At 67.8% G+C, this 22,369-nt stretch carries 18 protein-coding genes and 1 riboswitch; of the genes, 7 read left to right on the plus strand and 11 right to left on the minus strand.

The window, feature by feature from the left end; all coding sequences use genetic code 11:
• Window positions 1-16: 16 nt before the first annotated feature.
• Window positions 17-1,012 carry a LysR family transcriptional regulator gene (locus B3349_RS17955; RefSeq protein WP_291590755.1) on the minus strand — a complete coding sequence of 332 codons (996 nt, stop codon included), beginning with the start codon at window positions 1,010-1,012 and terminating at the stop codon, window positions 17-19.
• Window positions 1,013-1,207: 195 nt separating this feature from the next.
• On the opposite strand from B3349_RS17955, the gene B3349_RS17960 reads away from it, so the two are divergent.
• From B3349_RS17960 to B3349_RS17970, 3 genes are all read left to right on the plus strand, one after another.
• The gene (locus tag B3349_RS17960; protein WP_414646933.1) at window positions 1,208-2,092 is read left to right on the plus strand and encodes a DMT family transporter; all 885 of its coding nucleotides are present in this window, start codon (window positions 1,208-1,210) and stop codon (window positions 2,090-2,092) included.
• Window positions 2,093-2,416: 324 nt separating this feature from the next.
• Window positions 2,417-3,595: a collagen-like triple helix repeat-containing protein gene (locus B3349_RS17965; protein ID WP_291590757.1), complete on the plus strand. Its 1,179-nt coding sequence runs from the start codon at window positions 2,417-2,419 to the stop codon at window positions 3,593-3,595.
• Between the two features lie 66 nt (window positions 3,596-3,661).
• Window positions 3,662-5,332 (plus strand): ShlB/FhaC/HecB family hemolysin secretion/activation protein, encoded by a 1,671-nt coding sequence (locus B3349_RS17970; protein WP_291590758.1) that lies wholly within the window; start codon window positions 3,662-3,664, stop codon window positions 5,330-5,332.
• A gap of 203 nt (window positions 5,333-5,535) precedes the next feature.
• Here the strand turns inward: B3349_RS17970 and B3349_RS17975 are convergent, their stop codons facing one another.
• Complete coding sequence (locus B3349_RS17975; protein ID WP_291590760.1) at window positions 5,536-6,252, minus strand: LrgB family protein; 717 nt, start codon at window positions 6,250-6,252, stop codon at window positions 5,536-5,538.
• On the minus strand, window positions 6,249-6,623 hold the full coding sequence (locus tag B3349_RS17980) for a CidA/LrgA family protein (protein ID WP_291590761.1): 375 nt from the start codon (window positions 6,621-6,623) through the stop codon (window positions 6,249-6,251). The genes B3349_RS17975 and B3349_RS17980 overlap by 4 nt, the downstream gene beginning before the upstream one ends.
• A 588-nt stretch (window positions 6,624-7,211) precedes the next feature.
• Between B3349_RS17980 and putP the strand changes: the two genes are divergently transcribed.
• A complete protein-coding gene (putP, locus tag B3349_RS17985; protein ID WP_291590763.1) occupies window positions 7,212-8,702 on the plus strand; it encodes a sodium/proline symporter PutP in 1,491 nt (496 codons plus the stop codon).
• 76 nt (window positions 8,703-8,778) lie between these two features.
• Here putP and B3349_RS17990 read toward each other — a convergent pair whose 3' ends face one another.
• Entirely contained in the window at window positions 8,779-9,540 is a 762-nt protein-coding gene (locus tag B3349_RS17990) for a 3-oxoacyl-ACP reductase (RefSeq protein WP_291590764.1), read from the minus strand.
• Between the two features lie 84 nt (window positions 9,541-9,624).
• A complete protein-coding gene (locus B3349_RS17995) occupies window positions 9,625-9,774 on the minus strand; it encodes a hypothetical protein (RefSeq protein ID WP_291590766.1) in 150 nt (49 codons plus the stop codon).
• A 368-nt stretch (window positions 9,775-10,142) separates the two neighbouring features.
• Here B3349_RS17995 and B3349_RS18000 point away from each other — a divergent pair, with 368 nt between their 5' ends.
• Entirely contained in the window at window positions 10,143-11,771 is a 1,629-nt protein-coding gene (locus tag B3349_RS18000) for a methyl-accepting chemotaxis protein (protein ID WP_291590768.1), read from the plus strand.
• Window positions 11,772-11,774: 3 nt separating this feature from the next.
• Window positions 11,775-12,290, plus strand: a complete 516-nt coding sequence (locus tag B3349_RS18005; protein WP_291590770.1) for a bacteriohemerythrin — start codon at window positions 11,775-11,777, stop codon at window positions 12,288-12,290.
• Between the two features lie 117 nt (window positions 12,291-12,407).
• Here B3349_RS18005 and B3349_RS18010 read toward each other — a convergent pair whose 3' ends face one another.
• Window positions 12,408-12,842, minus strand: a complete 435-nt coding sequence (locus tag B3349_RS18010) for a VOC family protein (RefSeq protein ID WP_291590771.1) — start codon at window positions 12,840-12,842, stop codon at window positions 12,408-12,410.
• 243 nt (window positions 12,843-13,085) lie between these two features.
• The gene (locus B3349_RS18015; RefSeq protein ID WP_291590904.1) at window positions 13,086-15,764 is read right to left on the minus strand and encodes an FtsX-like permease family protein; all 2,679 of its coding nucleotides are present in this window, start codon (window positions 15,762-15,764) and stop codon (window positions 13,086-13,088) included.
• A 153-nt stretch (window positions 15,765-15,917) separates the two neighbouring features.
• Window positions 15,918-16,145: riboswitch (cobalamin riboswitch) on the plus strand.
• Window positions 16,146-16,232: 87 nt separating this feature from the next.
• Between B3349_RS18015 and B3349_RS18020 the strand changes: the two genes are divergently transcribed.
• Window positions 16,233-18,134, plus strand: coding sequence for a TonB-dependent receptor domain-containing protein (locus B3349_RS18020; RefSeq protein WP_291590772.1), 1,902 nt, complete (start codon window positions 16,233-16,235; stop codon window positions 18,132-18,134).
• Window positions 18,135-18,172: 38 nt separating this feature from the next.
• Here the strand turns inward: B3349_RS18020 and B3349_RS18025 are convergent, their stop codons facing one another.
• The 4 genes from B3349_RS18025 to B3349_RS18040 form a co-directional block, all read right to left on the minus strand.
• A complete protein-coding gene (locus tag B3349_RS18025) occupies window positions 18,173-18,877 on the minus strand; it encodes an ABC transporter ATP-binding protein (RefSeq protein WP_291590773.1) in 705 nt (234 codons plus the stop codon).
• A 44-nt stretch (window positions 18,878-18,921) separates the two neighbouring features.
• Window positions 18,922-19,923 (minus strand): tRNA (adenosine(37)-N6)-dimethylallyltransferase MiaA, encoded by a 1,002-nt coding sequence (gene miaA / locus B3349_RS18030; RefSeq protein WP_291590774.1) that lies wholly within the window; start codon window positions 19,921-19,923, stop codon window positions 18,922-18,924.
• Between the two features lie 41 nt (window positions 19,924-19,964).
• Window positions 19,965-21,155 carry a multidrug effflux MFS transporter gene (locus B3349_RS18035; protein WP_291590906.1) on the minus strand — a complete coding sequence of 397 codons (1,191 nt, stop codon included), beginning with the start codon at window positions 21,153-21,155 and terminating at the stop codon, window positions 19,965-19,967.
• Window positions 21,156-21,399: 244 nt separating this feature from the next.
• Window positions 21,400-22,299 carry an alpha/beta hydrolase gene (locus B3349_RS18040; protein ID WP_291590776.1) on the minus strand — a complete coding sequence of 300 codons (900 nt, stop codon included), beginning with the start codon at window positions 22,297-22,299 and terminating at the stop codon, window positions 21,400-21,402.
• Window positions 22,300-22,369: the final 70 nt, after the last annotated feature.

The raw sequence follows: 22,369 nt of genomic DNA on the forward strand, positions 1-22,369 counted from the left end.
ATTGGCGCGGCGGCCCTTACGCCGCGGCCTGTACCAGATGGTCGATCAGCGCCCGCACTTTCAGCGGCAGATGGCGTGTGGGTGGATACAGGGCGTAGGCCGTGCGTTCCGTATAGCTGCCGCCCAGTTGCCAGTCGGGAAGCAGCTGCACCAGACGGCCTTCTGCAAGAGCCTGTTCTGCCGCAAAGTCGGCAGCAATGCCCACTCCCTGGTGCTGCAGCGCCAGGGTGACGATGCCGGTGCTGCTGGCTACGGTGATGGGGGTGTGCACGGCCAGCTCCAGCAGTGTGCGGTCGGTGGCAGGGGCTGCGGTCGGTGAGGTGCCCGCAGCCGATGGCGGGGCAGGTGCTGTGGACGGGGCTTCGGCCTGCGACAGTGGCTCCCAGCGCAATTGGTTCTGAAAATCCCCGTAACCCAGGGTGATGCAGGGCAGGCCGGCCAGCGCACGCGGGTGGGTGATGGGCGCGGGCAACTGCCGCAGCCAGGCCGGTGACGCCACGGGGATATAGCGCACCGTGCGCAGCGCGCGTGCCACCAGGCCTGCAGGCAGCTGGGCGGGCGTGGTGATGCGGATGGCCAGGTCCAGCCCTTCTTCGGTCAGGTCCACCATGCGGTCGCTCAGTTGCATGGCGATTTCCACGGCCGGCCAGCGCTGGCGCAGGGCCGGCAGCCGCGGGGCCAGCCAGATGTCGCCAAACACCACCGGCGCGCTGATGCGCACCGTGCCGCGCGGGATGTCACCGTAATGGCCGGCGGTGGCGTGCACTTCGCGCGCCAGGCGGGCCATCTGCGCGCAGCCGGCATAGACCTCGGCCCCCAGCTCGGTCAGCGAGACCGAACGCGTGGTCCGGTGCAGCAGCCTGGCGCCCCAGTGCGCTTCCAGCCGGCCCACGCTGCGGCTGATGGCCGAGGTGGTCAGCCCCAGCTGGCGTGCGGCGGCGGCAAAGCCGCGCAGCTCCACCACTTTGGCAAAGACCAGCATTTCAGGCACGAGCGTGTGTTCGGTCAGCATGGGGGGAGGGTAAGGGATTGGTTGTTGAATCAAGCGCAACAGTGCTTTGCATGATGGCTTATTGATGCTTTGCAGGCAATGCGTCACGCTGCAGCCATGCACATCTCCTCTCACTTTTCTGCGGTCTCCGGGGCAGATCGGCCTGCTGCAACGACCCAGGCATCACCGGCTGCCGCAGCAACGGCTGCCGCAGCAATGGCTGCCGCAGCTCCGACGGTGCTTCAGCCTGTTTCGCTCCGGGGTGGCTCCTGGCGCATGGTGCTGGCCATGGCTCTGTCCGGCACCATCGGTCTGCTGGTGGTGGAAAGCGGGCTGCCCGCGCTGTGGGTGGTGTGGCTGCGCTGCCTGTTCGGCGGCCTGGGTCTGGCGGCCTGGGTGGCGTGCACGCGCCAATGGCAGTCTCCCACGCGCCGGGAATGGGGCTGGCTGGGTGTGGGCGGCGTCGCGCTGGTGTGCAACTGGGTGGGGCTGTTCAGTGCCTACCGCTACAGCAGCATTGCGGTGGCCACCGTGGTCTACCACGTGCAGCCGTTTGTGCTGCTGGTACTGGCGGCGATATTCCAGGGCGAAGCCTTGCCAGTCAAGAAGCTGCCCTGGCTGGCGCTGGCACTGGTGGGGGTGGTGCTGAGCAGCGGGCTGGATGGAACGCAGGCCAGCAGCGCGGCCTGGCCCGGTGTGGCGCTGGCCCTGGGGGCTGCCACCTTGTACGCCGTGGCCACCTTGGCCACACAGCGCCTGCGCCGTCTGGCGCCGGCCCAGATTGCCATGCTGCAAATGGGCCTGGGCGTGCTGGTGCTGGCGGGGCCGGTGGTGGTGTGGGGCGGGGCGGCCGCGTTCAGCGCCAGGGCCTGGGTGGCCGTGCTGGTGCTGGGCCTGGTGCACACGGCCTGCATGTACACGCTGATGTATGCCGCCTTTCAGCGGCTGTCGGCCCTGGCGGTGGCCGGCCTGTCCTTCATCTATCCGGTGGTGGCGATGGGGGCGGACCTGCTGTGGTTTGGCACCCGGCCCACCTTGGCGCAGTGGGCCGGCATGGCATTGATTCTGGGCGCGGTGGCAGCGTACCGGCGCAAGGTGTAAATGAAAATCGAGCTAATTGAAATGGAGGAAATTTTCAATAGGAAATGGGATTTTTAGTATGTAGTTTCTTTATTAAGGCATTCGTAATTCGATAGTTTTTAGTAATTGTTCGTAAGCGTGCGAGCCAATATTTAAATTGGAAGACCAACGGTATCGACCAGACCATCCGCCCTACCAAGTCCGCTGGTTCCTTGCGGGCAGCACGCAGCACCGCTGTAGGAGGTCGATATGCGTACGAAACAATTGACAGTGCGGTTAGCCGCTGTTCACGGCTTGTCCGGTGAAGCACGCGTTGCCGTTGCACCCACACGCTGGCGCGCTGCCATGGCGATCATGCTGGCGCTGGGGCTGGCGGCCTGCTCTTCCAGTGGATCGCTGCGCTCGGATGCCGGGCCTGGCGGATCGGGAGGCGGGACAGAAGTCGCCGGAGGAGGAAGCGGCGGCACGGGCGGCACAGGTGGTGGCAGCACGGGTGGCGGTACCGATGGCGGTGACGGCGGCGGCACGGGAACGGTTTCGGCCCCTGTTGCAGCCATCAACGACCTGACAGGTGGCACCAGCAACATCGTCACATCCACCGGCAATCTGCTGGACAGCGTGGCGTCCGGTGTCGGGGGCGTCGGGTCCAATACGGCCCTGGCGCCCACCACGGCGGCGCTGGGAGACACACTCTCCCACCCGGCTGCAGCCGTCCAGGCGGTGGGGACCGCCTTGAGCGATGGTCTGGGCTCCATCGGCACGAATTCGGACGTGATTGGCACCACCGCCAAGGTGATCGAGCCGGTGGTGAATGAGCTGGGGCAGACCGTCTCCGGCGTGGGCACGACCTTGTCCACACTCAACACCCCGGCACTGGGTCCGGTGGGTGATGTGGTGGGCCTGGCCGGCAGCGCCGTGGACGGCGTCGGTCAAGGCGTCTCGCAGCTGTCAGAGCGGGTCGGTACGGTCCTGGACAGCACGGCAGTCACACAGTTGACGACCACGGGAAGCCAGTTGGTCACCCCCTTGCTGGTCACGGCCATCGGTGCCACGCAGTCCATCGGTGGAGCGACCCAGTTGGGCGCCCCGGTCAACAACCTGCTGCAGACCGCCGGCGGCGCGGTCGACCAGCTGGGCCAGTCCATTGGCCAGTCGCAGGCCCCGCTGGCTTCGCCACTGGGTCAGGTGGTCTCGAGTGCCGGGCAGACCGTGGCGGCCGTCGGCGGGGTGCTGAATGGCGGCACCAGCAGCGGTGCGGTGGGTGGTCTGGGCAATCTGCTGGGCGGCAGCAGCGGCCTTCCCGTGGTCAGCGGTACTGCGACGGCAGGGGTCACGGCAACGCCTGTCGTCACGCTCGTCAGCAGCGTCACAGGTGCGGTCGGTGGCACGGTAGGATCCACGACAGGAACCGGAACCCAGGCTGCCATCACGGGAACGGCTTCCGCAGGAACCACCTCCACACCGGCTGTGCAGACCGGCAATGTGCTGAGCAATGTGCTGGGTGGATTGTTGGGCAAGCGTTGAACCGCATGGTCCTGCAGCCGGCCTGAAACGGTCGGCTGCCAGGGCTGAGGAGGAGAACTGGCCTGTATGAAGCTGTACCTGCGTGTGTTGGTGGTCGGGTGGGTGGTGTGCCCCTGGGGGGCATATGCCCAGGCTGTAGCTCCGGCGGGCAATCCGCTGGATTCGCTGCCGCAGACGCCGGCGGTGGCTCCTCCGCCCAAGCCCCAGGTGCAGATCACGCCGCCACAGCAGAGTGCAGACTTTCTGGCACAGACCGTGGTGCCGCGCCAGTTCGATATCGTGGGGGTGCGCTCGGTCCCGTTTGACAGTGTGGCCAAGGTCTTCACCCCTTTGGCCGGCCAGCCGGTCACCCTGGCGCGGATTGTGGAGACGGGAACCGAGATCACCCGCATCTACCAACAGGCCGGTTATGCGCTGTCCTTCGCTTTCGTGCCCCCGCAGGATTTTCGCAATGGGGTGGTGAAAGTCACCGTGGTGGAAGGCCACATCGCCCAGCTGCGGATAGAGGGCCATGCCGGCAAGTCCGAGGCCCTGCTGCGTGAACTGGCAGAGCCGCTGTTGGCGGAAAAGCCATTGCGCAGCGAGACCTTCCACCGCCAGACGCAGCTGATGGCGCGCATTCCCGGTGTCCGCGTGACGGCGTCCGCGCAGCTGCCCACCACCACCGATGGCGCCACCACCTTGGTGCTGGCGTCCACCCACCAGCCTGTCAGCGTGTCCCTGGGCGCAGACCTGCGCCAGGGCCATTCCAAGGCCATGGCCACCGTGCTGGCCAATGATGTGCTGGGAGCCGGCAGCCAGCTGACGGCCACCAGCTTGCTGCGTCCCTGGGATGAAGAACGGTTTCTGGCGGTGGGCTACCGCCAGTGGCTCAACCGGCAGGGAAGCATGCTCAGGGTCAACGCCTCGGAATACCGCCAGACCGTGCAGGATGGGCCGGGTCTGGTCGGCATCGATGACCTGACCCAGCAGCGGCGGATCGATGTGTCGGTGCAGCATCCGCTGCGGCTGGACCCGCGCACTGCGCTGATGGTGGCCGCCGGCATCTATGGGCTCAATTACCAGCGCGGTTTCACCGAAAGGGCCTCTGGCGCGCAGCTGGTGACGCAGGAGCATGTGCGGGCGCTGTATGCGCAGCTGGACTGGAGCTCCGCGCAGGAGCGCACCGTACGCAATGCCTCGCTCATGCTGGTACATGGATTGAATGCGCTGGGCGCGGGCACCGAGCGCAGCACCAACTTCGGGGTGGAGCCGGCGCCCAATCCGGCCAAGCTCGCCTTCTGGCGGCTGGCTTGGGATGCCGGTCTGCGCAGCAACAAAGCCAGCGGGGTGGGCGCAGCGGTGTCTTTCGGCGGCCAGTACAGCCCCGATATCCTGCCCATCGCCGAACGCATCTCCTTTGGCGGCAGCCGTTTTGGCCGCGGCTACCAGGCCGGGGAAGTCTCCGGGGACTCGGGCATTGGCGCAGCCGCGGAGCTGAACTACAGCTGGCCCGTCCAGCAGAAGTGGCTCAAGCAGGTGCAGCCCTATGTGCTGTACGAAGCCGCTAGGACCCGGCAGGAGCAGCGGGGTGTGCCGTCGGCCAGCCTGCGCTCGGCCAGCGTGGGGGTCCGGCTGAACAACCAGCGCTACTACAGCGCCGACTTTGCGCTGGCCAAGCCACTGGGCGATCCCGCCTTCAACAATCCCGACCGCAAACTGCGGGTTAGCGTGCTGCTCAGCTACCAGCTGGATTGAAGGCGCCGGGTCCGCAGGTCCGGGGCGCCGGTATGCAGACGCCGGTGCGTTCCCAGTCAGGCTGTGTAAGAGGGTAAGAGGGTAAGAGGGTAAGAGGGTAAGAGGGTAAGAGGGTAAGAGGGTAAGAGGGTAAGAGGGGCGGCACCCTGCCCCTTTCGCCGTTCACCCGTACGTGCGCAGCGCCGTGGTGCTGCGCGGGGGGCTTACAGCAGGGCCATCAGCAGCGGCATGGCCACCGCCGTGCCAACGCCGTTCAGGCCCATGGCCAGGGCTGCAAAGGCGCCGGCCGTGGGGTGCTGCTGGATGGAGCGGGCGGTGCCGATGGCGTGCGCCGTCAGGCCCAGGGCAAAGCCTTCGACAGCCGGGTCTGTGCAGTGCAACACGCGCAGCAACCAGGGGGCGACGATGGTGCCCGCAATGCCGGTGATGGCCACGGCCACGGCCGCCAGCGAAGGCAGGCCGCCAAAGCGCTCGGCCAGCGGCAGGGCGATGGGGATGGTGGCCGACTTGGGTGCCAGGGAGACCATGCTTTCCATGGAAGCGCCAAACAGCCAGGCAATGCCCATGGCCGACAGCAGGGCCACCACGCAGCCCACCACCAGCGACACGGCAATCGGGCGCCACAGGCGGCGGATGCGATCGCGCTGGGCATACAGCGGCAGCGCCAGGGCCACGGTGGCCGGGCCCACCAGCAGGCTGAGCCAGGCCGTGCCCTGCTGGTAGGTGGCGTAGGGCGTGTCGGTGAGCAAGAGCACGCACACGATGACCGGCACGGCGGTGAACACCGGAATCAGCCAGGGTTGCTGGCCGCTGCGCTTGTACAGCCAGACAGCGCCCAGGTAGCAGGCAATGGTCAGCACCAGCCAGGGCAGGGGGCCGGCGGTCATGCTGGCCAGGGTGCGGGTGAGAAGTTCGCTCATGCCTCGTCCTCCACGGCGCAGCCATGGCGGGCACGCTCACGGCCCATCATCCATTTGAAAGTGAGGGCCGTGGCCACCAGCGTCAGCGCCGCCCCCACCACGCAGGACAGCACAAACGGCAGCCATTCGCGCGAGAGGCGGTCAAAGTGCAGCATCACGCCCGCAATGGTGGGGATGAACAGCAGCATCATGTTCTGCAGCAGGAAATGGCCCGACTGCTCCAGCCACGTGGGCAGCGTGCGCTTGTAGAGCAGTGCGATCAGCAGCAGCAAAGTGCCCGCCAGCGCACCGGGAAAGGGGATGCCCAGGGCGGTGACCAGCACCTGGCCCAGCCATTGAAATACCAAAAGAACCAGCAAGGCCTGCAACATGCCAATAACGTCAATTCAAGGTGGAAAAGAGGGAGCCCGCCCCTGCCCGCCGGGGCACAGGGAGGGGGACGCAGCCGTGGCTAGCACTGCCGCAGGCTGGCAGTCTAGGCCGGCTGGGCATTGGCTGCTGTGCGCGCGCGACAGTCAGCGCCTCCTGCCTGCTTTCTGGGCAGGCTAAGCCGTTGGTAATGAAATCAAACACTTGGCGGTGGTTTGCACCCGCGGGAAACGACTTGTCCACAGGGTTGTGCAGGGAAGCTGTGGGGAAGGCATAGGGTAAATACCTAGAATAGCCCCTTTGGCCGTTCGCCTGCACCGCGGGTGCTGCGGCCCTGCAGGGTGGGCAGTGCGTACCCTGGCGGCTTTCCGTACTGGAGGGCGTTTGCCGGGGGCGCCTGTTCCAAGCGCTGCCGCCTGCTGCGTGCGTAGACAGGTTCGGCATCGCAATGCACGCTTGGCGAGCAAGGGCATGCCAGTGTACGGACACTTCCGCCTCCGCCGCAGCAGTCCCCGTCGACGGCTCGCGGGTGGCGGGACGCTGCTGCGCGCTGTCGCCCGGCTTTACCCCTTTTCGACCGACTGGAATCTATGACAGCCAATACGCCCACCGTGGTGATGTTTGCCATTTACCTGCTGGGCATGCTTGCCATCGGCTGGGCTGGCTACAAAGCCACGGACAACCTTTCCGACTACATCCTGGGCGGGCGCAGCCTGGGCCCGGTGGTCACGGCCCTGTCGGCCGGCGCCTCGGACATGAGCGGCTGGTTGCTGATGGGCCTACCAGGGGCCGTGTTTCTGCAGGGGCTGTCGGCCTCGTGGATTGCGATCGGCCTGTGCCTGGGGGCCTGGTTGAACTGGCGCTTTGTGGCCGCGCGCCTGCGCATCTACACCGAGAAGGTTGGCAATGCGCTGACGCTGCCGGACTACTTCACCAACCGCTTCGAAGACCAAAGCAATCTGCTGCGCATTGTCACGGCGCTGGTGATTCTGGTGTTCTTCACCATCTACTGCGCCTCGGGCGTGGTGGCCGGCGCGCGCCTGTTTGAATCCATGTTCGGCATGGACTACCAGACCGCGCTGTGGGTGGGGGCCGTGGCCACCATGGCCTATGTGTTCATCGGCGGCTTTCTGGCCGTGAGCTGGACCGACACCATCCAGGCGTCGCTGATGATCACCGCGCTGATCCTGGCGCCGCTGATGGTGATCTACGCCGACGGCGGCGTGGGCGCCAGCGCCGCCATCATCGACACCGCCCGCAGCGGTGCGTTCGACATGTTCCAGGGCCAGACCGTGATCGCCGTCATCTCGCTGCTGGCCTGGGGGCTGGGTTACTTCGGCCAGCCGCACATTCTGGTGCGCTTCATGGCCGCGGAATCGGTCCAGACCATTCCCAGCGCCCGCCGCATCGGCATGACCTGGATGGTGCTGTGCCTGGGGGGCGCCGTGGCTGTGGGCTTCTTCGGCATTGCCTTTTTCAATGGCCGCCCGGATGTGGCGGGCGGCGTGAACGCCAATGCCGAAACCGTGTTCCTGGAAGTGACCCGGCTGCTGTTCAACCCCTGGGTCAGCGGCGTGCTGCTGGCCGCCGTGCTGGCGGCCGTGATGAGCACCTTGTCCTGCCAGTTGCTGGTGTGCTCCAGCGCGCTGACACAGGACATCTACAAAACCTTTTTGCGCAAGCAGGCCAGCGAGCGGGAGCTGGTCTGGTTTGGCCGGGCCATGGTGTTTGTGATTGCGGTGATCGCCATCGCAATCGCCCAGGACCCCGACAGCAAGGTGCTGGACATGGTCAGCAATGCCTGGGCCGGCTTTGGCGCGGCCTTCGGCCCGTTGGTGCTGCTGTCGCTGCTGTGGAAGCGCATGACGCGCAATGGCGCGCTGGCCGGCATGGTGGTGGGCGCCGTCACGGTGCTGGTGTGGCAGCACTACCAGTGGTTCAAGCTGTATGAGATCGTGCCAGGCTTTGTGCTGTCCACCGTCGCCATCGTCGTGGTCAGCCTGCTGGGCAAGATGCCTTCGGCTGCGGTGCAAAAGACCCATGCTGAGGTGGAAGCCGAGATCGCCGCACACGGCGAGTGAACGGCTGCGCTCTCCGAAAAAAAGCCCGCCGGCTTAGCCGGGCGGGCTTTTTTGTGGGCGGCCTGCGTGGCCGGCGTCAGCCTTTGACCAGGCCGCAGTCCACGATCAGGTTCTGTCCGGTCACGGCGCGCGACCAGGGCGAGAGCAGCATCAGCACGGCATCGGCAAACTCGGCTGGCGTGGTCACGCGGCGCAGCGGGGTCATGCTGGCGATCAGGTCGAACACCGCTTCCGGGGTGGCGCTGCTGGCGTCGGTGGTGCGCAGCAGGCCGCCGGAGAGCATGTTCACCGTGATGCCGTCCGGGCCCAGATCGTTGGCCGCCGTGCGCGTCAGCGACAGCAGTGCCGCTTTGGCCGCGGTGTAGTCGTGGTAGGGCACCACCGGGTTCTGGAACAGGTTGGTGCCCACATTCACCACGCGCCCAAAGCCGGCCGCGCGCATGGCCGGCAAGGTGGCCTGCATGGTGTTGAGCGCGCCTTTGACGGCACCGTCAAACTGCTGGCTGAAGCGCTCCCAGACGATGGCGTCCAGCTTCGGACGTGCATCGCCATCGAAGGCAAAGCTGGTCAGCGCGTTGTTGACCACGCTGGTGATGGCGTGGCCGCTGCGCTCCTGGGCCGTGCGGACCAGGTGCTGCACCGCCGCGGCATCGGTCACATCGGCCTGCAGCGCCATGGCGCGCGGACCCAGCTCTTCGGCCAGCGCTGCGGCCGCCTTGTCGCTGCGGAGGTAGTTGATCACCACGCCCGCGCCTTCGCGCGCGACGGCGCGGCTGATATGTGCACCCAGACCGCGGGCACCGCCGGTCACCAACACCCATTGCTCAGAAATCTGCATCACTTGCCTCATCCACTTGAAAGCAGGGATTGTGCAGTGCGCTCAGCCCCGTGCGGGCCGCCAGGGCTTGCTCGGGGAGGGAGGTCAGCGGGTGTGGCTGACGTTGGCGTCGATATCGCCGAACACGGTGATGCCGCTGCCGGAGCTGCTGGAGGTACTGGGCATGGTGCCGCCGCAGGCACTCAGGCCCAGGCACAGCAGGGTGGCGGTGGTGAAAAGCAGACGTCGCAACATGGGAAGCTCCTGAAAGGGGATAGGTGGGCAGCGGCGTGCAGGGCCCGTCGCGCTGGCGGAGGGGCAGATGCGGGCATGCACTGCCGTGCGGTGGCGCGGGTGCCGCAAGGGCCGTCACCACCGAGTTTCTAAGTCCATGGTAGCGGCCCCTGCATCCCGCACGGGAATGGACGGGAGCGCAGCACTGCCGCCCCTCCCCGTGCCGGAAGGCCTTGGTGACGACCGTTGGGCGGACGGTTCCCGAAGGGGAAGGGGGAAAAGCTGTGGGGTTTGCGCTGGATCAGAGGTTGATTCGTAACTTCGTGTATCAATCGCGCACCCACGCAGGGTGGTCTGCGGATTTCTTGTTTTTCCTCCTCACGCTTTTCATGTCACTTCCTCATTTTTTGTCGACAGGCCGTGGCCTGCGCATCGGTGCCAAGCTGGGTTTGGCTTTTTTCACGATCAATGTGCTGATGTTCATCATCATCGTGGTGTCGGTGGTGCGCCTGACCGGCGTGACCCACACCACGCGCGACATCATCGAAGTGGAATGGGTCAAGACCGAAGCGGCCAACACCCTCAGCAGCATCGCCCTGGCCAATGGTCGTCGCACCGTGCAGCAACTGGTCAGTGCACCGGCCGAACGCCAGGCGCTGCGCAACGAGATCACCGAAGGCCGTGAGCGCTTCATCGCCGCCTTCAAGCTGCTCAGCGAACAGGTCCAGCGTCCCGAAGCGCGCGAGTTGCTGAAGAAGGCCGAAGCCGCACGCGGTCTGTATGTGGAATCGCAAAAGCGCTTCTACGAACTATTGGACGCTGGCCAGGAAGACGCCGCCCGCCAGGAGATGCTGGGCACCACCCTGGTCCAGCTGGGGCTGGTGCAGCAAAACGCCGATGCCCTGGCCGTGATTGAAAAGCAGCTGGTGGTGGACGCCGGCCACAAGGCCACCGAAGACACCGAATCCGCCCGCCTGTGGGTGTCGGTGATCGGCTTTGGCGCCATGTGCCTGGGCCTGTTTCTGGCGTGGCGCATCACCCGTGCCATCGTCCGGCCGCTGAGCGAGGCCGTGCAGGTGGCCCAGGCCGTGGCCTCCGGCGACCTGAACAGCCGCATCACCGTGCGCACCACCGACGAAACCGGCCAGCTGCTGCAGGCGCTGCAGACCATGAACCACAGCCTGTCGGGCATCGTGACCGAAGTGCGCAATGGCAGCGACGCGATCGCCACCGCCACCTCGCAGATCGCCACCGGCAACCTGGACCTGTCCGGCCGCACCGAGGAGCAGGCCAGTGCGCTGGAGCAGACCACGGCCGCCATGCAGGAGCTGGCGGGCACCGTGGGCCAGAACTACGCCAACGGCCGCCAGGCAGCCCAGCTGGCCGAGACGGCCTCGCAGGTGGCCGTGCGCGGCGGCCAGGTGGTGGGGGATGTGGTGCACACCATGGAAGCCATCAACACCTCGTCACGCAAGATCGCCGACATCATCGGCATCATCGACGGCATTGCCTTCCAGACCAATATCCTGGCGCTGAACGCCGCTGTGGAAGCCGCACGTGCCGGTGAGCAGGGCCGCGGCTTTGCCGTGGTGGCATCCGAAGTGCGCTCCCTGGCCGGCCGCAGCGCCGAAGCTGCCAAGGAGATCAAGGGCCTGATCGACGAGTCGGTCAACAACGTCAGCAACGGCTGCACCCTGGTGGAGAAAGCCGGCAGCACCATGGACGAGATCGTGGTCAGCGTGCGCCGCGTGGCGGACATCATGAACGAGATCAGCGAGGCCAGCGAAGACCAGACCCATGGCATCGAGCAGATCAACCAGGCCATGATGCAGATGGATCAGGTCACCCAGTCCAATGCGGCCCTGGTGGAGGAATCCGCTGCCGCCGCCCAGTCGCTGGAAGGCCAGGCCCAGGCGCTGGTGCAGGCCATCAGCGTGTTCAAGGCCGATGCCGTGCTGGTGCAACGCAGTGCGCCTGCATTGGGCATGCGCCCGGCGATGCCGGCATTGGAGGCCTGAGCGATGGCGTACTTCGAGTGGGCCGATGACATGGTGATCGATGGCGGCCCCATCGATGCAGACCACCGCATGCTGGTGGATCTGGTCAACGAACTGCACACCGCCACCCGCGAAGGCCAGGGCCGGGCGGTGGTGGCGTCCATCCTGCACCGCGTCATCACCAGCACCCAGGACCATTTGCGCAACGAAGAGCACCTGATGGCGCAGATGGGCTTCCCCGATCTGGACAACCACAAGATCGGGCACAACCACTTCATGGACCAGCTGTGGGACCTGGAAAAGAAGCTGCAGGCCGGCAGCATCACCGTGGCGGCGCAGCTGTCCGCCGTGCTGCGTGACTGGCTGTCGCTGCACATCCGCCGCAACGACAAGGAACTGCTGCGTTTCCAGCGCCGCAAGGCACGCGAGCAGGCGCGTGCGTCGGCGGGCACCAAGGCCCCGTTGCTGGCACCAGCCAAGCCGTCGCAGTCGGCGGCCGTCCCCGGCGCGGCGTTGGCGAAGCCGCTGACCAAGGCCTAGGGCGCACCCAGTCCCCAAGGCCTGGCGGCGGCCTGCCGCCACCCACTCCCGGCGCCTGCGCAGCCATGCCAGGCGCCTTGTGCATGCCGCTGTGTCACCAGGCGAGCAAAGGCTTGCCTAGGTGGCGCCGCAGCCCGCCTGTTCCTGCGCCACCATCACCATCCAGTGCACGCCGAAACGGTCTTTCAGCATGCCGAAAGACGGCGAGAAAAACGTCGGCCCCAGCGGCATGGTGACTTCGCCCTGTGCGGACAGTGCATCAAAGTGCTTGCGGGCCTCGGCGGCATCAGCGCAGCTCAAGGTCAGGCTGAAGCCGCTGAAGGGGCGGGTCCCCGGGCTCGGGTCATCGCTGGCCATGATCTGACTGTCACCCACCTGCAGGCTGGCATGCATCACCATGTCGGGCCGTGCGGGTGTGCATTCGGGCGGCGGCGGCTCCGGGCTTTCGCTGTAGCGCATCAGCGCCTGGATGGTCGCCCCAATCGCATCGCGGTAAAAGTTCAGCGCCTCTTCACAGCGGCCCTGGAACAGGAGATAGGTCTGGACTTGCATGCATGCCTCCGGTGGTTAGACAGCGGTTGTACGGCAGCGGCGCCAGCGCAGGTATGACAGAACGTAGCAGGCGGATAGACGGCCCACGGTGGGTGCCGCCGGTTCACGGCACCTCTCCCACGCCCGGGCTACCACCACCAGACGGTACCGCTGCCCGTCGCTGGCGTGGCGGTGGATGCCATGACGGGCAAGGCAGGAGGCAAGCTGTTTCCGGTTGCACCCGCAGCCTGCACCAAGCCGGCGCTACCAGTCTTCCTTCACCGCCAGCACCGCGTCTTCCCCGGTGGCCTGGCGGCCGGCCCACCAGGCCGTCAGCGTACCGGCCAGCACCACGGCGCAGGCCAGGGCCAGCAGGCGCCCGGCAGGCAGGCGCAGCTCCATGGTCCAGTGGAAGCTTTGCGGGTTGACCACATGCACCAGGATGGCCGCCACGCCCAGGCCCAGCAAGGTGCCGGCCAACGCACCCATGGCCGTCCAGGCGGCACCCTCGCCAGCCACCACCGTGAGGATCTGCCGGCGCGTCAGCCCCAGGTGGGTCAGCAGCCCGAACTCCTTGCGCCGTGCCAGCACCTGGGCACTGAAGCTGGCGGCAATGCCGAACAGCCCGATGCCGATCGCCACCGCCTGCAGCCAGTAGGTGACGGCAAAGCTGCGGTCAAAAATCTCCAGCGAGCGCTGGCGCAGCGCGGCGCTGCTGGTGAACTCCAGCGGCGGCGCCTGCCCGCCGGACAGCCGGGCCAGCGCGGCTTCGATGCGCGGTTGCAGCGTGGCCTGGTCTTCGTTCGCAGTGGGCCACAGCGACAACTCGGACATGCGGGCATCGCCCGTCAGGCGCTGGTAGTCGTCCCAGTCCATGGCCACCGCGCCGAACTGGCGGATGTAGTCGCGCCAGATGCCGGCCACGAAAAAGCGCGTTTCCGCTGCGCCAGCCGTGGGGGCGGCGGCCGGGTTGTCTGCCGCTGCGGTATTGCCGCCGGCCAGCCCGGTGCTGAACACACGGTCCAGCAGCGGCCAGGGCTGGCCGGCGTGCACGCCATACAGCGTGGCCACGGCCTCGCTCACATAGACGGCAACCATGCCGGCCGGAACCGGCTGCGCAGGTGCCGCACCCACCCACGGCAGTTGCTGGGCCTGCGGGCCGTGCAGTGGACGCAGCAGCAGGCTGATGGCCGGGCGCTGCGGGTCCAGCCACAGGCTGGTGGCCCGCATCGGCTGGGCGCGTTCCACCCCGGGTAGGTTGCGCACGGCCTGCAGCAGCGCGGGCGGCAGCAGCGCCGCATCGGACTTGGACGAGCCGCCGGCCGCACGCAGGTACAGCGGCGAGGGCAGCACGGCGTCCAGCCAATCCAGCATGCTGCCGCGAAAGCTGGTCACCATCACCGTCAGCGCCACGGCCAGGCTCAGGCTGGCCACTACGCCGCCCACGGCCACACTGGCGCTGGCCCGCATGCGGCGGGCACGTTCCAGCGCCAGCATGGACAGCGGCTGGCGCAGCGTGGCCGGCCACAGCCGCTGCAGGCCGCCCAGCACGCGCTCCAGCAACCAGGGCAGCAGTGCCATGCCGCCCAGCAGCATCAGTCCCACGGCCACATAGGCGGCCAGGGGAATGCCCCCAATGGGCGGCACGCTGGCCAGCAGTGCACTGGCGGCCACCAGGGCCAGGCCGGTCCAGGCGCGTGCAGGAGTCTGGCCCACGGCCCCCAGCCCTTTGAGGGTGGCGGCAGGCGGCAGCGCCCGCGCGGTGCGTGCCGGCCACCAGGCGCCGGCCACGGTGGCGGCCAGGCCCAGGGCAAAGAAGGTGGCGGCGGCCGGCGCGCTCCAGAGCAGCGGGGGCTGGCCGCCGGCAAAATAGCCGCCGCCCAGGTCCCCGCCCAGCATGCGCAGGGCCAGCCAGGCCAGTCCGGTGCCCAGCGCAATGCCGGCCGCGCTGCCGGCAACGCCCAGCAGGGCAGCTTCCCACAGCACCAGGCGCATGCGCTGTGCGGGCGTGAGCCCCAGCACGGCCAGCAGCGCCAGCTGCGGTGCGCGCCGCGCCACGCTCAGCGCCAGCACCGAAAACACCAGAAACGCCCCGGTGAACAGCGCCACCAGGGCCAGCACGGTCAGGTTGACGCGGTAGGCGCGCGACATCTCGGCCGCACGCTGCTGTTCACCGCCCGGCTGCTGCACCAGCACCTGGGCCGGCCAGCCGGGCAGGGCACGCAGCGCAGCGGTGAAGGCGCTGCGGTCGGAGCCGCTGCGCAGCAGCACATCCACGCGCTGGATCTGGCCGTCCTGGCCCAGCAGGTCCTGGGCGGCGCCAATGTCCATCACCGCCAGCGGGGCGCCGCCGGCTGCCACCGTGCCGGCCACGCGCAGCGTCACGGCAAGGGTGTGCACGCGCACCGGCAGCCGGGCACCGGGGGCGCTGGCTTCGTCCAGGCCCAGGGCCTGCAGTGCCGCCGGGTTCAGAAACACCGCGTCGGGCGCGAACAGCTGCAACCGGTCCTGGCCGGCAAACAGCCGGGGCTGCAGCGCAGGGGCCAGCGGGGCCGACTGCAAGGCATCGCCGCCCAGCAGGCGCAGCGACAGCGGTTCCGGGGGGGCGTGGGGCGCGTGATCGCCAGCCACGGCCGTGGAGGGCGGGCTGTCGACCTGCACCGTGCCCTCGATCCACGGCGCGGCATGCTGCACCTCGGGCCGCAGCGCAATCAGTGGGTAAATGGCCTGGGGCAGGCTGGCGCGCATGCCACGGAATTCCAGATCCGGCTGGCCGTTGACGCTGCGCACCGCGCGGGAAAACTCATCCAGCGCCGACTGGTTGATCACATGCACCGCAAAACCCAGGGCCACGCCCAGCGCAATGGCCAGCAGGGCGGTCAGGCTGCGCCAGGGCTGGCGCCGGTACTCCTGCAGCGAAAAACTGGCCAGCAGGCGCGGCAGCGGAGAAGCGGTGAGAGAGGGTGAGGCAGGCACGGAGGTTCCAGGGCAAAACAGCGGTGTGCACCGCCCCCAGGGCGGGTGGGCACGCCTGCGCGGCCCAGGGTTGCATGGGCAGGGCATTCGCCATCCTACAAGCCCCGTGTCAGCCTGCTGCCTACAATGCGGGGTTTTGGTGCTTGCAGCGCTGTTCTGGCGCTGCGGTTAAACGGGAAACATGGACGCCGGCGCCCGCGCTGGCACAGCATGTACTGCCCCCGCAACAGTGAGCGCACAGGTCCCGCAGGACCCGCTTGCCATCTCTTGCCACTGGAGCCATGCGCTCTGGGAAGGCTTGGTAAGCCGTGCGCCAGTCTGGATACCGGCCAAAACAGGTCCAGCATCCGCTGGCGTGCCGCTGTGCATGCAGACCCGGGTTGCTGGTTGTGTGAAGCACGGGCGGGGACGCCAGTGCCAACCATGTGTGCATCCATGCGAAATTTCCAACCATTCCCTGCGGAAGGCCAGCGCGCTTCCGTGCGCTTTCCTCTGGCGGCCGTGGCCCTGGCAGCGGCCTGCCTGGCCCAGCATGCTGCGGCGCAGAGCGTGCCCCTGTCCACCACGGTGGTGACCGCGACCCGCTCTGAAACGCCGCTGGACGAAACCCTGGCCGATGTGCGCGTGATCACCGAAGCGCAGATCAGCAACTCGGCAGGTCGCTCGCTGGCGGAAGTGCTGCAACGCTTTGCCGGCGTGCAGATGTCCAGCAACGGTGGCCGCGGCAACACGCAAAGCGTCTACATCCGTGGCAGCAAGCAGGTGGTCCTGCTGGTGGACGGGGTGCGCTTCGGTTCGGCCACCCTGGGCACGCCCACGCTAGAGTCGCTGCCGCTGGAAGCCATCGAGCGCATCGAGGTGGTGCACGGCCCGGCATCGGCCCTGTATGGCAGCGATGCCATTGGCGGGGTGATCCAGATCTTCACCAAGCAGGGCAAGGGCGTGAAGCAGGCATTTGTGCCCCATGCCGCGCTCACCTGGGGCCGCGCAGGCTACAAGAAGGCCGATGGCGGTTTTGCGGGCGAGCAGTCCGGCTGGAACTACAGCCTGAACATGGCGCGCGTCATCGATCCCGGCTTCTCGGCCACCAACCGCAAGAGCGCCGAGTTCCGCTCCGATGCCGACAAGTTCAACCAGACCTCGGTCACGGCGGCGCTGGGTTATGCCTTCAATGCCGACTGGCGCCTGGATGCCAATCTGATGCGGGCGGACAGCTATTCCGAATTTGACCAGGACTACATCTTCATGCCCGACTGGAGCATGCCGCTGGTGAACGGTTCGTACAACGAATTCCGTGCAGCCACCAGCCAGCTCAAGCTGTCGGGCAGGCTCTCTGCCAACTGGAACAGCACCCTGAGCGTGTCACGTTCCAATGACAAGCAGCGTTCCCACCACCGCCTGGAGGGTCGCACCGACCGTTACCAGGACCTGTTCCAGACCGAGCAGACCGAATACAAATGGGGCAACGAGATCAAGACCCCGGTGGGCATGGTGGTGGCCGGCCTGGAGCGTCTGGAGCAGCAGATTGCCTCGTCCGAGCGCTACGACCACAAGGACCGCTCAACCAATGCCGCCTATGCCGGCCTGAACGGCAGCCACGCTGCGCATTCCTGGCAGCTCAACTTGCGCCGTGACGACAACTCCCAGTTCGGCGGCTACAACACCTGGGGCATTGGCTACGGCTACGAAGTCCTGTCCGGTCTGCGCGCGCGCGTGGCACGGGCCAGCAGCATGAAGGCGCCCACCTTCAACGACCTGTACTACCCCATGTCCGGCAACCCCAACCTGCAGCCCGAAAGCTCCAAGGGCAACGAAATCGGGTTGGATTGGAGCGTGGGCGGCCACGAGTTCAAGCTGACGGGCTTCGACAATAAGGTCAAGAACCTGATCTCCTGGGCCGACGACGGCTCCGGCATGTGGTTCCCTTTCAATATCGACAGCGCACGCCTGAAGGGCTGGTCGCTGGGCTACCGCACCCAGTGGCAGGGCTGGGACCTGTCTGCCCGCTACGAGCACCTGGATGCGGTCGATGGCAAGGGCCAGCGCCTGACGGACCGTTTGCCCGAGCACCAGGCCACGCTGTCGGTGGACAAGCACATCGGTGCCTGGAAGTTCGGCACCAGCGCGCTGTATGCCGGCAAGCGCACCGACAAGCAGGGCACCGTGGATCTGGGTGGCTACACCACCGTGGACCTGCACGCCGAATACCAGTTTGCCAAGGATTGGGCGGTGCAGGCCCGTGTGGCCAATCTGACCGACAAGGTCTATGAAACCGCCTACGGCTACAACCAGCGCGGCCGCGCCGGTTTTGTGACCTTGAAGTGGACGCCGCGCTGAGGCCACGCCGCTAGCACGGCCCCGCGGTCCGGCCCTGTTCAGGCCGCCGCAATGCCCCGGGCCGTCAGCCGCAGCACCCGGTCGGCGCGGGCCGCAGCGTCCGGGGAATGGGTGACCAGCACCAGGCTAGCGCCGGCTTCGCGGGTCTGGGCCACCAGCAGGTCCATGGTGCGGGCGGCTGTGTCCGGGTCCAGATTGCCGGTGGGCTCGTCGGCCAGCAGCAGGGCCGGGCGGTGCACCAGGGCGCGGGCAATGGCCACCCGCTGCAGCTGGCCGCCGCTGAGCTGCTGCGGCAGGCGCTGTCCCATTTCGCCCAGGCCCACGGCCGCCAGCATGGCCTGCACGCGGGTGTCCTGCTCGGCCGGGGTGCCGCGCGCCAGCAGCATCAGCGGCAGGGCCACGTTCTGCGCCACGCTCAGATGCGGCAGCACGTGAAAGGCCTGAAAAACAAAGCCCACATGAGCGCGGCGCCAGACGGCCAGGCCGGCCTCGTCCAGCCGGCCGATGTCCTGCCCCTGGTGCAGCACCTGGCCCTGGTCCCAGCGGTCCAGCCCGGCCAGGCAGTTGAGCAGCGTGGACTTGCCTACGCCCGAATCGCCGACGATGGCGACAAACTCGCCCGCCGCCACTTCCAGGTTGACGTGCTCGAACACCGTGGCCGCATCGGCCCCTGTGCCATAGCGTTTGGCCAGGTCCACGACCTGAACGTTGGCGGGCGGTGTGCTGGCAGTTGGCAAGGACATGGTGGAGATGGTCAACGGCAGGAAAGGGCGGGTTGGGAGGGGGCTTATTTGGGCAAGCCGGACTGCACCACACCCCAGGCGGCCTGCACCAGCTGCACGATGGCGTCGGGGGCCTGGCAGTCGATGGGGTGGCGCTGGGGCATGCTGCGCAGCCAGGTGATCTGGCGCTTGGCCAGCTGGCGCGTGGCGGCAATCCCTTTTTCGCGGACCAGGTGCATGTTCAGCGCGGGCTTGTCGCGGCGCTCCTGCCAGTCCAGTTCCTCCCACACCTGACGGTAGCCCACACAGCGCATGCTGGGCAGGTCCAGGTGCAGATCGGGACGCGCGCGCAGGGCGCGCACTTCGTCCACCAGGCCGTGCTCCAGCATCTGCTCGAAGCGCTGGGCAATGCGCTGGTGCAGCCAGGCCCGGTCGGTCGGTTCCAGCGAAAACAGCGTGGCATCAAAGCGCGGCGCCGATGCGTCCTTCGCGGTGTGGAAGCTGGACAGCGGCTGGCCGGAGATCTTCCACACCTCCAGTGCGCGCTGGATGCGCTGGCTGTCGCCGGGTGCCAGGCGTGCGGCGGTGACCGGGTCCACCTGGGCCAGTTGGGCGTGCATGGCGGGCCAGCCGATCTCGGCGGCCTGGGCGTCCAGCGCGGCGCGCACTTCCGGGTCGGCGGGGGGCATCTCGTCCAGCCCTTCAAACAGGGCCTTGAAGTACAGCATGGTGCCGCCCACCAGCAGCGGCACGGCGCCGCGGGCGCGGATCTCGGCCACCAGGCGTTCGGTGTCGCGCACGAACTCCGCAGCGGAATAGCTTTGCGTGGGCTCCAGGATGTCGATCAGGTGGTGGGGCACGGCGGCCAGCTCGGCCGGTGTGGGCTTGGCCGTGCCAATGTCCATGCCCCGGTAGACCAGCGCGGAATCGACGCTGACGATTTCAGCGGTCAGGCCACGCTGCTGCAGCACGGCGGACAGCGCCAGCGCGGCAGCGGTTTTGCCGGAAGCGGTGGGCCCTGCAATCGCGATGCAGGGCAGGGAAGAGGCGGAAGCGGTCTCGGTCACAGAAAACAGATCAAAAGCGGGGCAGGAAAAAGGGCAGACGGCTAGGCGGCCGGGGCCACGCCCCAGCGGCGCACCAGCACCCAGGAGGCCAGAGCCGTCCAGGCCGCCCAGAAGGCCGTGCCGAAGACCAGAGGGTACACCGTACCGTCCAGGTGCTGGCCCAGCCAGGCCCCCATGGCAAAGGCCGTCAGGGTCATGGCGCAGCCGTTGAGCGCCGCGGCGGTGCCGGCGGCCTGCGGAAAGGCGCTGACAGCGCCGCTTTGCCCGCAGGGCTGCTGGATGCCGTGGGCCACCATGTACAGGCTGAACGGCAGGGCATAGGCCCAGGCATTGCTCACATCCAGCAGGGCGGCGGCCAGCAGGCTGCCTGTGCCCAGCACGGCCAGCAGCCCGGCCACGGCCACGGTGCGGCGTACGCCCAGGCGCTGCAGCAGGCGGCGGCAGAGAATGGTGCCGGCGATATAGCAGGCACCGTTCACGCCCAGCAGCAGGCCCACATCGGCGGCGGTCCAGCCCAGCACGCCGATGAAGGTGAAGGACGAGGCCGCCAGGAAGGTGAACAGTCCGGCGTACGAGCCGCTGGTGGTGGCCGTATAGGCCAGAAAAGTGGGGTGGCGCACGATCGCCGCCCAGGTGCGGGCCAGCTGGCGCGGCTGGGTGGCATCCGGGTGAGGGGTGGCCAGGCTTTCGCGAAAGCGCAGTGCCACCAGCACCAGCGTGGCCGCGCCAAATACCGCCAGCGCGGCCATGGTGGCACGCCAGCCGAAGTGCTGGGCCAGCTGGCTGCCGGCGATGGGGCTGGCGCAGGCGATCACGCCCAGGCCGGTCAGCGCCCTGGACATGGCCTGGGCGCCGGCCGTGGGGGTGTACAGATCGCGCACGATGGCGCGCGCCGCCATCACGCCTGCGCCGGTGGCCACGCCCTGCAAGGTGCGCCAGGCCACCAGCCAGTCCATGCTGGGCGCCAGCGCGCAGCCCAGGGCCGCCACCACATACAGGGCCAGACCGGCCAGCAAGACCGGGCGACGGCCCCAGCGGTCGGACACCGGGCCCCACACCAGCTGCGAGCCGCCAAAGGCCAGCAGCAGGGCGGTGAGCGTGAGCTGGGTCTGCGCCACCGGGGCCTGCAGCTGCGCCGTCAGCAGCGGCAGTGTGGGCAGGTAGAGGTCGGTGGTGATGGGCTGCAGCCCCAGCAGCAGCGCCAGCAGGCCGATCACCAGCAGCGGCGACATGCCGCGCAGCGGGGTGTCGAGGTGGTGTGTGGGGCCGGTGTCCGCAGGGGCGGACGCAGAGGAAGAAGAAGCGGGCGCGGCAGGCATACAGGGCCGCGAGCCTATCAGATTGCGCAAGGCCTGCGTGGCGGGTCGGAGGTGCTGTGGGTGGGGGAGGAACCGGTGATCTGTGCGTGCAGGAGTAGGGCCGGGGCTGGCGCGAACGTGCCGGGCCGGCAGTCGCATGCATGCACCGGCACCGGGCTCAGTCCCTGTCCCGGCCCTTGTCTGCGGTGGTGCTGCGCCCCTGGCCCAGCTCTGCCGGCCACAGCTGCTGCAGTGCCACGCGGTACTGGGCCAGTCCCAGGGCCCCCGCGTTGTGGTGGGTGGCGCCGTCCACCAGCACCCAGCGCTTGGGCGTGGGTGCGGCCTCGTAGAGGCGCTGCCCCAGGCTGGAGGGAATCAACTGGTCCGCGCTGCCGTGCACCACCAGCATCGGTGCCTTGAGCTGCGGCACCTTGTCCACCGAATCGAAAGGCTGGGTGATGAACGGCTGGAACGGCAGCCAGCCCCATTTGAAGGTGCGCGCCACATCGGCAATGCGGGTGAACGTGCCTTCCACGATCAGGCCGCGCACATCGGGCACGCGCGTGGCCAGGTCTACCGCAATCGCGCCGCCCAGCGAATGGCCGAAGATGAAGCGCGGCCGGTTGGGGTACTGGTCGGCCAGCCAGTCCCAGGCGGCCTGGGCATCGGCACGGGCCGAGGCTTCGGAAGGTAGGCCCTTGCTGCTCTGGCCAAACCCCTGGTAGTCCACGGCCAGCACGGCAAAGCCCAGAGACTGCATGCGGCGCATGCGGGCCGTGGAGCCGCTGACGTTCCAGCGCGCACCGTGCAGGTACAGCAGCACCGGGGCATCGGCGCGCTGCCCGTCCAGCCACAGGGCATGCAGCCGCGCTTCATGGGACGTGCCCTCCTGGTCCGCTTCCACCCGGTGGGGGTGGGTGATCCAGACCTCCCGCATGCCCTGCTGGTCGCTGCGCGGCCAGAGGCGGTCGCTGGGCTGGAAGATCATTTCTCGCTGCTTGGCGTCGATGGCGGCGCAGCCCCCGCCCGCCAGCAGGGCGGCCGTGGCCAGGGCGAGGAACAGACGTTGCAGGCGCATAAAGAGGTGACGGCCCAGGAAAAGGGGGTGAAAGATGCGGCAAAACTGCCAGGGATCTGTCGTATTTTGG

The organism is Comamonas sp. UBA7528, assembly GCF_002479375.1.
Lineage (GTDB): Bacteria > Pseudomonadota > Gammaproteobacteria > Burkholderiales > Burkholderiaceae_C > Comamonas.